The following is a 12156-nucleotide window of genomic DNA, read 5'->3' as shown; positions in this document are numbered from 1 at the left end:
ACCGCCTGAGAACTGCCCGACACCTCTTTAAGCCAATCTGGGCTGGTCATAATCCACTCTGTACCTTCCAAATCATCCAAAGGAAGGCTAGGTACACCGGTGCAAACGCCGCTGGCTCTCTCCGGCCGAGGGGCCATCAAACGACGAGCACCTCTTGCCAATATATCAGAATTCACTCACTGGCTGACGATGTGATCCGCGATGGAGTTTGTCGCCCCCGAGAGGGACGAGGGGGCTGTCGTAGGCACCCACTCAACAACCATGTCATCCGAATACGAGCAACAGCAATCACGACTCTCTAGCGAGCAGGCTGAGCAACCGAGCGAAGAACCGTGGACAGATCTCGAACTGACGCTCCCGCACAACAGAAGTCCGACTGGCATCGTCTCATTCGTCGAGTGCGCACTCGTCGAACTCACCCACGAAGACGTCGGAGCCGAGTTCGTCTCAACGAGCGTAGCGGGCACGAAGCGGACACAGTTCATTGCCGTCGACGACGTCGGCGAGCAATTCCAGAAGCGGTATTTCGACGAGCGTCTCGGCTGGCACGAAACGACAGTCAGCCGTGAAGCGGTTCGTGAGGAGTTGGTCAACCGACTCTCGCGGTCGTCGTTGAATCGAACCAGTGAGACGCCGAGCACTGACGCAGATACGTTCCGCGTGAAGCCCATTCATCAGTTCTGAGCCCCCACGAGTTAACCAACGCAGAACCGCAGTCTTCCGCAGTGTTGGTTAATAGCGTGACAGCGAGTAGTTTGTCCGCGCCTGTGAGGCCGAGGCGCGTCAATACGCGCCGACGTGATTCCCATGCCCGGTACAGACGCACTCGACGATGCATCAACCGACCACGAACAGTTTGAAGCGGAACTCGTCGCACAGGATCAAGATGCCGCCCGCGTCTCGGTAGCGGATATTGACGAGAGGAGAGCCCATTCTCTGGTCAATGACCTCGTCGACGACGACGTCGTCACTCCCATCCCCGACGAACGGGTCCTCGTCCACGAGCCAAGCGACGAAGCATTCGACTCGATACTCCAACTCGCGGTCTTCCATCGAGGCTGGACCGCCGCTCGCGACACCGACGAGGGAGGAGAGTGATGCAACAGACACTTGCTGGCTGTGCCTTCTGCGATGCGGTTCCCGGTATAGACGTGGGGGAGGTACATACCTGGGGAAAAGACGAACGAGTCATACACCCGATCTGCGTCGACTGCGCGATCCAGTCGAATCCCGATCCCGACGAGCGTGACCATTACGCCTGCGATAGCTGTGGTCTCGTCGTCGATGCGCTTGTAGCCCTCACACGGTTCCGTGTCGAACTCGGTCACCTGGAAGGCCCACTACAACTGTGTGCGAGATGTAGTCCCGGTGGCCCCGCAACGTACTGGACACGGGACCTAGACGACCATCTCGCTAGTGAGTCTTGATACAAAGTCGTGGGGGTCGGAAAGTGGTGTAGACGGCTCTGTTGAAATACTCAGTCGCGGATAATTTGTTGGGCCATTCTGAATCAGGGCGCGAATCGGTCAACAACGAAGATCGTGATTGTGGCTGGCCAAATCGGTAGAGACAAAAGATACCTGTCGAACTTCACTTTCAGTCCGAGGCCACAATCTTTGACCATCCCTGTTGAATACGATAGTAAGAACAGCACTCACCGGCAGGTGTCAAACTGCCGAAGCAGTATCACAAAACCTATCGGCACCATAGCGGGAATATCCTAATCATGACTCCTCCCACACCAGGCACGAACAACCCCTATCGTGAGGAGGAACCCTATGCAGACGCGCTTCTACGCGGTATTGAGCTCGCAGTAGAGGACGTGTTCGACGATCCTGGTCGAAACATTACGCGAACGGAGCAAGAGAAGCTGTGCTACTTCGCGATTAAGGAGTTCGACCTCCCGGTCACCTATAGCTGGTACCTTGCTGGCGCCTACACGAAGGTTGCCGGCGAACCCGACAATGCCCCGGGACGGATGACCACCAACACGGGTGGAGTTCGACGCGATCACGGTGAAACCGAGGAAGTGCAACAGTATCGGGACTACTTCGCATCCGAGGTTTTCTTCGACGATTACGACCTGCGGAAAGTTTGGTATACCGGGAAATTCGACTTCCTCCGCGACTTCTACCAGGAATGCGCTCCCGACGAGTACACCGATCTGTATCTCACATCGACGGACATTCGGGAGCACCTCGAAACCCTTGATGAGACAATCGAACAGGAAACAACGAACCATTCGCTGTCGGATTTCGGCGGAGGCTCACAAGAGGGATTGCTGTCTGAATCGGACGAACGAGAGTTCCGACTGCTCATCTCTGACCTCCATCTCGAGCTTGCGGAAATCGACAAGCTGTCCGAGATAGTGGACTTAGTCACTCGAGGAACAGATGTGATTGAGCAGGTGTTTGCGCAACTCACGACCCTCGAGTCGATATCGAGCGAGCAAGAAACTGTGTTACAGGATCTCGCGCCGTACTTTTACTATGATGTCTGGCGGTACCCGGCATTGTATATTTCTACGCAAACCGCAGAGGGCCCGAACCGACACCACTTGGTCGCAGAGCATGCAGACCGGTTTACGAGTTTCCACGAAAACCTACTGTCGCGACGGAATCGGCTGAGTGAGCGATGTGGTGGTGCGGATTTGTATCCGCGCGCTGGCCATCACTCCCAGCGAGTTGACGAAGAGCAGATGGAACATCTGCACGACATGGCGCGAGAGGTTCTGGAGGGGACTGAATGAGCGAAGCCTCTCGACTCAACCTGGATACATCGGTGATGGTGAATTACGTCTATTCACAACTTCCGGGCGACCTCGAGGAGGATCGCGGCTGTCAGCGGCTCATTGATGGTGAGTCGTTCTATACCGTGATCGGTGGAAAGGCCAACGGCGAGTTCGATGCGCTCTGTGAACGCCGGTACAACCTCTACGATGACGTGATTGCCTACCTCCGCGATACTGACAACGAGATTTTCGACTACGAGCCGCGTGACCGGGATATCCACGTCAGTCCGAACGACCGGAGTCAATTCCGGAATGATATCCAGATGAGTTGGTACAATATGGATAAACGAGAGCAGTTGTCTACCCTGCGTCGCTGCCTCCAGGATATTGAGCTGTACCAGGTTCAGTTACCAGATGAATTGATTGACCGGTGTTTCCCCCAGCAGAGCAACGACCAATTGTTACGTCGGTTCCGGAGGGACCTCGACATTGGCCATGACTGCGAGATACTCGTCGATGCCGTCGAGATATCTCGCCAGCACTCTGTCTCTACTCTCGTTGCTGTAGATTCGGATCTTACCAACAGAGAGCACATCGATATTGTGTATGAAATCATCGAGGATGTACTCGGTGTATCGGGGGTACTCCGTATTTCGGAGCCTGACAGTGTAAGCGCTGCTGGCAGCGATTGAGTTTCTGTAGATGGTACAAGGGAAACGAAATCCTACCGGATTATTTAGAGAGATTCACCTGAATAGAACACGATCACGGTGCTGAACTCACGCTCTTTATGTGTCAGCCACTTTCTGCTAAGGTCAGAAGGTTTCAACAGAGCCGTGTAGACTTGCTCACAGCGTAGTCACGGCCTCACTCCCTCCCCTCCGTGGTCAGATCGTCATTGAGCGACGTTCTACGCGCCCATCGGTCACCGCGACGGCGTCTTTCTCTTCCAGCCGCCTCACAATCTCCTGTACGTCTGCTGCAGACCAGTCGAGCTCCTGTTGCAGGTCAGCCATCGATTTCGGTTCGTCAAGCGCGTGCAGCACCTCCAGTTCCTCGTAGACGCGTTCGGTGATCTCCGCCACGGGGCCGTGCAACGGCGTCGTCACGTTGTATTGTTCGGTGAGGTCAGTCAACGCTTCGTTGACGTACGTCACGAACAGTTCTTGCTCCAAGAGTTCGACCTGCGTCTCGAGTTCCGCTTCGACGACGTCGAACTCGAGACCGATCTGCATCAACGAGAACATATCCTCGATGTCGTCCACCCGACCGGCGACCGCTTTGAACAGAAAGATATCTTCTGGACTCACGAGTTCGACTACGAGATTTCCCGGGTCAAGATAGCGTTCACTCCGCTCACGAATACCTGGAGACAGAATCAGCTTGCCGATCACCTGTTGGTTGAAAACGTCGATTCGACACCCATCATCGTTCTCGAGGATTCGCTGGGCACCAAGTTCTTCGTACTCTTCGTCCGGTTCCCGGACGATATCGTATTCCAGCTCGAGGAGCACCGCCTGTAACTGGCTCAGATCGTCGCCGGAGGAGACGATGAGGTCGATGTCTTTGGTCGTCTCTTTGAGTCCGCGAAACGCCATCGACCCACCGCCAATCAAGAAGACGGTGAGTGAGTTGTCCAGCTGCTGGCCGATGCGCTCGAGTTCCGACCGGATGTATGCGCTGTCAAATCGCGCCCTCATAGCGTCACCTCGTACTCATCAGCCAGTTCCTGGAAGTCCTCCCACTTGGGGAGTCGCGACGGCCGCTGGGCACCGCTGGTGTCGAGATACGTGCAGAGCTCGTCGACGACGTCGTCGACGCCGTACTTAGTGGCTTGGGCTCGGAGTTCGTCGTGGTTGATGTCGACGTGACTGAGCAGGAGCAGACAGTATGACTGCGTTCGTGCGCCCGAATCGATCACGAGCATGTGGCAGCACAGCATCTCCGGGGAGGGCTCACTCGTCGCCGTCGAGTAGAGGTAGTACCGACGGTCACGTGCCAACAGCGGGAGGCTGTATCGCTGGAACTGGTCTGGGCCTGTCGGAGTGAAGTGTTCGTCGATGACTTCAGTCGGCGTCTGCACAAGGAACTCGTCGAGAGACTCCCACAGAATCGTGTAGGTGTCGGTCTGTTCTTCGACAGTCTGCCGGTGGACGTGATGGGCAAGCTCACGAGCGAATGCACTCAGCTGTTCGAAGCCGTCATTCAGTGCGTACGCGCCGTCGTCAGTTTGGTAGACGATTCCGCGATGCTGAAGCGGGGCAAGCGCACGGTGGACGGTACTTCGGTGGACGTCGGCGCGGCGTGCGAGTTCGGTCGCGGTCCGTGGGGTGTCGAGGTAGTAGCACACACGGAGGGCTGCCCCTGACAACAGCTCCGGCCAGTCGATGTGCGAATACTGCTGGGTGAGGTCCGTGAGTAACTCAAGTGCCTTTGCGTCCGACAGTCGAATCCGCTTTGTTTTCCCCTGTCGACGTGTCTCGACAAGGCCAGCCGTTTCGAGCCGCTCGACAAGTTCTGACGTGTAGCTAAGACTCTGATCGAGATTCGTTGCGAGTTCAGAGACCGTCTGCTCACCGTGGAGGGCTGTAAGGGCGCGAATCTCACCTTCTGTGAGCATGCTGTTGCATACTAACGAACCAATATATAAATCACTTCGGTATTTTGCAACACGGACCTGACTCTGTCGACGACGTGGGCATAACAGATGAAAGCCCTCGGCCGCTCGGCATCCCGCGACCACCACTGCGCTTTTCGTGCCTTCGGTGCTTGCGGGGCCGGGGGACGTTCACGGCGCTTTGCGCCGTGTGCTCGGGAGACTGCGTCTCCCGGTGACCGAGACGGCCTCGCCCTTTCTGAGTCCGCCAGGAGGTCGGCTGTGTCACTGAGCGTCGAGAGTGGTTGAACGGTGTTTCTCTACGGCCCGCCCCGCTCGCCGCTGCCGCCCTCCGCGTCGCTCGCGACCGACCATTCCGGGCATGCGGGCGCTCTCCGCACCGGCCGAGTTTACTCGCCAAAATTACGGCTCACGAACCGCGAGCAATCGGCTCTCGTAATTATGCCCCGGGTTCGTCTGGATGTACCCCGTTTCCCCAACGACAACCGGTGGACCACTCCGCTCTCCAATGTCCAGTCGCCATCGACGTGTCCCGTCCGTCCGTGCGACGGCTGCAAGCTCCTCACCCTGACTGATGTACACCGTATCCCCTGCGACAGTCGGCGAGAGGACAGCTCCCTGTTCGGTCTCGTACGTCCAGCTGTTGCTCCCGTCACTCGCGTCGAGTGCGTGCAGCCGTCCAGTGTCGGCATCGGGATACCACTCGCCCACGTACAGCGTCCCATCTGCGTATGCGGGCGGGCTGAGCGTCTTCTTCGGGAGTGTCCAGTCCCATGCAATCTCACCCGAAGTGGTCTCAAGGGCGAACAGCCGTTCTGCCCCCGACCACGGTGAGTCATCCAACCCAGCGGACACATGCGGCTTCAACGCGGAGACGAAGACACGATTCGAGCCAGCGACAACGTGTCCTTTGAGCCCCCAGTCATCACCAACATTCAGTTTGGCAGTCCACTCTCGGTCACCGGACTGCGTGTTCACCGCATACACCTCCCGTGTCGCTCGGTAGCTCTCGTTCATATCGAACGTGAACGCGCGATCAGCGGTCACGGCTGGTTTCGCCCAGTCAGTGCGCCACGTTGGCCCATCCTCCGTCTCGACGACGTGTGGACCGAGTGTGGCCGTCCACTCGATGTCTCCTGTCGTTGCATCGCACGCGATAATCCCTCTATTTGACCCGATATAGACTGAATCACCTCTGACCGTCGGGCTGATCGGCGGCCGTTCGCCGCTTGATGCGGTGATTCCGTCCTTCAGGACCCACTCCTGCTCACCAGTCGTGCGATCCAGCGCGTGGAGCCGAACCACGTTCTCCTCCGTGCGGGTGATGACGAGCAGCCGGTTCTCGTGAAGCGCCGGGGCCCAGCGCATCGGAGGGAGGTCACTGTTCGACCATTGCTCTGTCCCGTCATCCGACGCCAGCGCGAACGCTGTTCCATCAGTCCATGCCTCAGTCAGATAGAGAGCGTCGTCGACGACTGGCGGATACACCGCCCTGTCGCCAAGCTGTTCCCACGCAATCGTCGCTTCGTCACGGGGACCACGCGCTTCCGGTGTGTGCCGTGTGTTCCGGGCGTCGTAGCCAATCTGGGGCCATGTCCCTGCGGGGATGGAGTCGTCAGTCGACGGCGTTTGGTCCCCCTGATTATCGGTTCCACTGCCCGAACTAGCCAGACAGCCAGCCAGGCCGCCCGTGAGGAGTCCACCTGTCGTGGCGAGGACCGTACGACGGCGCATATCTGTTCTGTTGTTCAGTACAGCTAATGGTCTTGTGGTCGCTCAAACGCCTGTTTGTCCCTCATCCAGAGAGGCGACGTGCCTCGTGGGTGGTGTACTCCTCGCTGATGTGGTTTTTGAGCGCCTGCAAAGGGTGCAGGCGCGTTCGGTCGTGCCTGCACAGCACAGGTAATTCGAGATGCAACACCACACACAGCGACTGGTCTACCGACAGACGGAGGCGCGATGACCGATGGCGGTCGAACTGAACGAGATCGAAGAGGCCGAAGTCGACCTGGAGGAGTGGCTAGTCGAACAGGCCGAGAACGGTGTTCCGGAAATCGTCCTGATCGGGCTTCTTCGGGACTACGCGGACGACATCGAACAGCTTGGCTACGTGCCGCGAATGTGGGGTGCGTCCGACCGATGAGGCGGACCAACACCTTCGAGGTCGTTCCCCAATCGGATCAAGCCGACACCATCCTCCGACGCCTCCTCGATGCGTCAGCGAGCCTCTGGAATCAGCTCACCTACGAGCGTCGGCAACAGTTCTTCGCCGGCGAGAGTGTCTGGGACTGTGACGGCTACTACGACGAGTACGTCGACGTGTTGGGGTCGGCGACGACCCAGCAGATCACCCGCGTCAACGACGACGCCTGGCGGTCGTTCTTCGAGACGGGTGAAGAAACCGACCAGGAGGTCAGTCCGCCTGGCTACTGGGGCAACCAAGCCGACGGGCGCGATCTGCGGACCTACATCCGCAACGATGCCTACACGATCTGCTGGGGCGAGCGCTCTCGCTTGGAGATTCCCATCGGCAGTCAACTCAAAGACGAGTACGGCTTCGGTCGGTTCGAACGGCTCCGGGTTGCGGTCCGCGGTGAACCCCACTGGCAGGGTGAGCAGGGCCGCCTCCACCTCACCTACGACGACGCCGACGAGACGTATCGGGCCCACCAACCGGTGACGGTCCCCGAGGCTGAACAAACGACGCCGACGAGGACGGACGCCGCCGCGCTCGATATTGGCGCGAACGTCCTCGTGGCGTGTACGACGACGGCCGGCGACCAATACTGGTACAGCGGCCAGGAGCCGTTCCGGCAGTTCCGTGAGACGACCGAGCGCATCGCCGACGCCAAAGCGAAGCTACCGGATGGACAGCAGACCAGTAAGCGGATCCAGCGGCTCTATCGGAAGCGGTCCAGCCGGCGCGATCACGCCGTGAACGCGCTCCTTCGTGGTCTGGTCGAGCGACTCCACGACGACGATGTCGAAACCATCTATCACGGCGACCTCACCGGCGTCCTTGGTGAGTACTGGTCGGTCGAGGCAAACCTCAAAGCGCGCACCTTCTGGGCGCATCGGCAGTGTCTCGACCAGCTCGCGAACGTCTGTGAAGAGTACGGGATCAAGGTGGCCTCACTCTCCGAGGCGTGGACCTCCCAGACGTGTCCGGAGTGTGGCGAACGCGAGCGGACGCGCCGGCATCGCGAGACACTGAGGTGTCCGTGTGGCTTCGAGGGGCACGCCGACCTTGCCGCGTCGCGGACGCTGCTCGAACAGGCGACGAACACCGAGGTCAGGCCGACGGCGCGGCCCGTGCGGTTCCAGTGGGACGACCACCAGTGGTACCCCGTTGAGGGGGCCGCAGTGGCTTCCAACGAATAGCGCACAGACCCGCAAGGTGCCGCCGTGGTGTCGTCGTGACACCAGCGAGCGGACGCTCCGGGGTTCCGGAGTGGATGTCGATCCGCTGGGCGCTCGCAATACTCGGACGTACTCCAAGTTCTGCTCTATCTCCTGAACAAGGTCACACTAGAGAAGGCTGAAATCGCGCAGATACACTGGACTTATGACAATACGAGATGGACAGGAGAGTATGTCTCTATTGCCCTCCACTGACGACGTGACTGCCGATCAAGAGGGCGAGATACGGGTTCTCGGTGTGGATGACGATGAGACGGCAACCGTGTTTGAGGCCCTCTCGTCGGAAACGGCCCGCCGTATCCTGTCCGCAATTTACGACGATCCGGCACCTCCATCTGAACTTGCCGACCGGCTCGACCTGTCCCTGCAGAACGTCTCCTACCATCTCGACAATCTCGAAGAGGCAGGCGTAGTGCGTGTTGCTGATACCCGGTACTCCGAGAAGGGCAAAGAGATGAACGTGTATGCACCCGCAGATGACCCCGTCGTCGTCTTCGTCGGCACCACAGAGCGTAAAACGGGACTCCGCGACTTACTGAAGCGACTCGTCGGCGCGACGGGACTTCTGTTTCTCGTCTCTGCCTTCCTGTTCGTCTTTCAGGCATTTGGACAGCCGGGTGGAGCAGGTGATGCGCCGACGATACTGGAACTCCTCTCATTCCCGGGTCTGGAGTTCCTCCTTGGGGGATTGTTCGTCCTTGGACTGGTCGTCCTGTGGTGGGCACGGAACAGATAGACAGTCACACCCCGTCTGTCAAAATTAATTTTGGCCCAAACATCGTACTAAGAGCCCTGGTAGTCAACTGACGAGTATGTCACGTACCTCAACGCAGTCGATCGTAACAAGGACCTCGATTATCGGCGGCTTGATTGGTGGACTGGTCCACGCAGGCGTAGCTGTTTTGCTCTGGAATCGTTGGTTCGATAACCTGTGGGAACTGCTTATGACCAAACCACTCAATGGAGCGTATATCGTCCTTGGAATGTTCCTCCTTGGATTCGTTCCAGTCCTGTTTTACGTTGGTGAGAAGGTCATCTCACCCGCCATCATCGTCGCTGTATTCCTGCTCCTCTCAGGACTTGGCTCGTGGCTGGCGGGGCCAGTTCGTCCACCATCTGCTGTGCCGACACCATTTGCTCTGTATATCCTCCTCTGGGTCGGCGTCGTCGCGCTTGCGGGTTTCACAGGGAGACTGGAATTTCGTCGTAAGCAACGAGCCGCAAGCGCGTGATACTGGCCTCGTCGGGAACGACGCGCTGTCCTGTCCGATAGCGCTCCCAAACGCAGGAAATGGCAGATCTACTATGCGGCTATTTCACGACCGATAGCGTCTGACCGACAGAATTTCGACAGGGCCAGGAATACCCGGCACCTGGTAGTCAGAGGTACGATACCTCACTATGCCCTACACCGACAGGAAACTCCTTCGTGAAGGTGTGACCATCGAGGGTGACTGTGACAGTCATTGTACGAGGTGCCACCGAAATCAGCTGTTCGAGTGTTACGTTAGGTTCGCTTACTATCGAGCCGTCTCGATCTCGGGTAACTGTATGGTCAACAGTAATGACGGGGCCGAAAATCAGATACCGTACTCCTGACCCAACGCCTTCTACTGCCGTTTCGAGTCGGTCATCGACAACTGGTACAACTTCGCCTGCTCCGATTTCCGCACACTCTCTCCGTGCCCAGTTATTGAATGGTTGAGTGTGGCCGTTTTCTCTGACCTCGTTCGTTGATTCAAGATACTCTACTGACTCAGGGGTAATCGTTTTCTCTATTTTGACGGCTTCTCCCTTCCCCCGAGTCAGTTCCGTATCAGCGAGAATATCTGCCCTCGTTGCACCTGCGACCGCTGTCCCGCCCGCTAACGCTACGACAGTCCCGCCCCCTGCGATGAGGAAGTTACGGCGGTTCATGTCCCATAGATAACTGGTGTACCGGGAAATATCTCTGGTTCAGTCAAAGAGCCGTTTGAGTGATTCGCACGGTCAATATACCGGATGTTTCAGCGTGAATGGCGTCTGAGTAATAGGATTTCAACAGAGCCTCAGGTTTCAACAGAGCCAGGTTCCGAGAAAAGAGATTCATCTTACTCTCGGGCACCGATCGCGTAGATCCGACCATCAGCGATTCCGACATAGCACATTCCATGTGCCAGTGCGACTTCAGTATCCATGATGTAGCCCGCCATCCCGATGTCCGGGACCGTGATCTCGATCGTCCACGCAGGGCTATCGCTAGTATTGTAGGCAACGACGGAGTCACTCCGCGGAACGACCACGCCACTAACACCGACAGCAGGCGGCTGGTTATCGCCATTTTCGGCCGACCGCCAGCGAATCGATCCATCAGAGATATCGATTGCAACGAGCCCTCCGTGATACGTATTCACGTACGCGGTGTCCGCTGTGACTGCTGGTGAGGGGATCGCGTTCCCGTAGTCCTCGTCGACGACGGTCGTCCGCCAGAGCACAGTTCCATCAGCGGTATCGGCGGCGACGAGTTCCTCGGCGATGCCCGGGACGTACAGACGGCCGTCGGCGACTGTCGGTGTGCCCTGAATATCCGGACAGCACTCCTCAGGCGTGGCGATCTGTTCGCTCCAGCGTGGCTCACCGGTCGTCGCATCGAGCGCTGCAATACGGCCGTCGGTTAATCCAACGTAGACACCGTCGCGGTCCGCACAGGTCGCCGTGTAGCACTCCCCGTCGATTGGGGTACGCCACTGTTGGGTGCCATCCAACGTGTAGGCGTACACCGCGTTGTCCTCGTCTCGCGTCGCCAAGTAACACGTTCCGTCGACGACTGCTGGCGAACCAGTTACGTCCGGAAGCGTCTCGGTCCACTGAATCGATCCATCGGAGCGGGCGAGAGCTGTCAGCGTCGCCTGCTCGTAGTCCGGGCCACGCGTAACTGCCACGAGTGTGTCACCCGCGAGTGCGAGCCCGACGGCGCGGCCCGGTTCAAGTTGTACATCCAGTTGCTGGTCGCCGGATTCGGCGTCGAACCCTGCAAGGTAGACGTCCGAATGCTCGGCGTGATCCGGTGATTCAACATAAGCGATGTAGACACGCTCTGGGCCGACGACCGGGGCCGTGGCACCATGTGGGTCGTTCCCTGGACGCCGAAGCCAAGCGACGTCGACGTCGCCGTGTGGGACTGTGGAGGCTGCGTGGCCGGTTCGGCCGCCATCGTGCCCCTCCAGAAGCCAGTGACCTGCCGTTGTGTAGCTCGCGGTGTATGCATCGTTCGTGAACGGCTTCGGCACCGACTCCCTACCTGAGAGGCCGGGGACGTTCGGAGCGGTACATCCGGCAAGAGCCAGCACACTTCCGCCAGCCACCGTCTGTCGGAGGAGTTGTCGACGCGTCAGCGAGATCATATGAA

14 protein-coding genes are annotated in these 12156 nt (G+C 58.4%); 9 read left to right on the top strand and 5 right to left on the bottom strand.

The features are described from left to right. The first annotated feature begins 261 nt into the window (after positions 1-261). The 5 genes from C474_RS14325 to C474_RS14310 all read left to right on the top strand — a co-directional run bounded on the left by C474_RS14325 (position 262) and on the right by C474_RS14310 (position 3423). Positions 262-684, top strand: coding sequence for a hypothetical protein (locus tag C474_RS14325; protein WP_008388055.1), 423 nt, complete (start codon positions 262-264; stop codon positions 682-684). Between the two features lie 123 nt (positions 685-807). Then, on the top strand, positions 808-1098 hold the full coding sequence (locus C474_RS22820; RefSeq protein ID WP_193363657.1) for a hypothetical protein: 291 nt from the start codon (positions 808-810) through the stop codon (positions 1096-1098). Beyond that, positions 1098-1427, top strand: a complete 330-nt coding sequence (locus C474_RS23150; RefSeq protein ID WP_083862059.1) for a DUF7558 family protein — start codon at positions 1098-1100, stop codon at positions 1425-1427. Before C474_RS22820 ends, C474_RS23150 begins: the two co-directional genes overlap by 1 nt. 299 nt (positions 1428-1726) lie before the next feature. Beyond that, a complete protein-coding gene (locus tag C474_RS14315; RefSeq protein ID WP_083862058.1) occupies positions 1727-2749 on the top strand; it encodes a hypothetical protein in 1023 nt (340 codons plus the stop codon). Further along, positions 2746-3423: an HMG-box domain-containing protein gene (locus C474_RS14310; RefSeq protein ID WP_083862057.1), complete on the top strand. Its 678-nt coding sequence runs from the start codon at positions 2746-2748 to the stop codon at positions 3421-3423. The genes C474_RS14315 and C474_RS14310 overlap by 4 nt, the downstream gene beginning before the upstream one ends. Before the next feature lie 195 nt (positions 3424-3618). On the opposite strand, the gene C474_RS14305 is transcribed toward C474_RS14310, so the two are convergent. From C474_RS14305 to C474_RS14295, 3 genes are all read right to left on the bottom strand, one after another. Further along, positions 3619-4431 carry a DUF6036 family nucleotidyltransferase gene (locus tag C474_RS14305; protein ID WP_049917028.1) on the bottom strand — a complete coding sequence of 271 codons (813 nt, stop codon included), beginning with the start codon at positions 4429-4431 and terminating at the stop codon, positions 3619-3621. Then, positions 4428-5351: an ArsR family transcriptional regulator gene (locus tag C474_RS14300; protein ID WP_008388045.1), complete on the bottom strand. Its 924-nt coding sequence runs from the start codon at positions 5349-5351 to the stop codon at positions 4428-4430. Before C474_RS14300 ends, C474_RS14305 begins: the two co-directional genes overlap by 4 nt. A gap of 399 nt (positions 5352-5750) precedes the next feature. After that, positions 5751-6836 carry an outer membrane protein assembly factor BamB family protein gene (locus C474_RS14295; protein ID WP_239640433.1) on the bottom strand — a complete coding sequence of 362 codons (1086 nt, stop codon included), beginning with the start codon at positions 6834-6836 and terminating at the stop codon, positions 5751-5753. 478 nt (positions 6837-7314) lie between these two features. Between C474_RS14295 and C474_RS22680 the strand changes: the two genes are divergently transcribed. The 4 genes from C474_RS22680 to C474_RS22170 all read left to right on the top strand — a co-directional run bounded on the left by C474_RS22680 (position 7315) and on the right by C474_RS22170 (position 10000). Further along, the gene (locus C474_RS22680) at positions 7315-7491 is read left to right on the top strand and encodes a hypothetical protein (RefSeq protein WP_008388040.1); all 177 of its coding nucleotides are present in this window, start codon (positions 7315-7317) and stop codon (positions 7489-7491) included. Then, positions 7488-8729 (top strand): IS200/IS605 family transposase, encoded by a 1242-nt coding sequence (locus C474_RS14290; RefSeq protein WP_008388038.1) that lies wholly within the window; start codon positions 7488-7490, stop codon positions 8727-8729. The genes C474_RS22680 and C474_RS14290 overlap by 4 nt, the downstream gene beginning before the upstream one ends. A 211-nt stretch (positions 8730-8940) precedes the next feature. Next, positions 8941-9504, top strand: coding sequence for an ArsR/SmtB family transcription factor (locus C474_RS14285; RefSeq protein ID WP_008388036.1), 564 nt, complete (start codon positions 8941-8943; stop codon positions 9502-9504). Positions 9505-9712: 208 nt separating this feature from the next. Then, a complete protein-coding gene (locus C474_RS22170) occupies positions 9713-10000 on the top strand; it encodes a hypothetical protein (protein WP_152421684.1) in 288 nt (95 codons plus the stop codon). 148 nt (positions 10001-10148) lie between these two features. On the opposite strand, the gene C474_RS22165 is transcribed toward C474_RS22170, so the two are convergent. Together C474_RS22165 and C474_RS14280 are read right to left on the bottom strand one after the other, a co-directional pair. Next, a complete protein-coding gene (locus C474_RS22165) occupies positions 10149-10685 on the bottom strand; it encodes a hypothetical protein (protein ID WP_152421683.1) in 537 nt (178 codons plus the stop codon). Positions 10686-10858: 173 nt separating this feature from the next. Then, the gene (locus tag C474_RS14280; RefSeq protein ID WP_049917027.1) at positions 10859-12151 is read right to left on the bottom strand and encodes an outer membrane protein assembly factor BamB family protein; all 1293 of its coding nucleotides are present in this window, start codon (positions 12149-12151) and stop codon (positions 10859-10861) included. Positions 12152-12156: the final 5 nt, after the last annotated feature.

It is taken from the genome of Halogeometricum pallidum JCM 14848, assembly GCF_000337095.1.
In the GTDB taxonomy this organism is placed as follows: Archaea; Halobacteriota; Halobacteria; order Halobacteriales; family Haloferacaceae; genus Halogeometricum; species Halogeometricum pallidum.
This window is presented reverse-complemented; position numbering and strand designations above follow the sequence as displayed.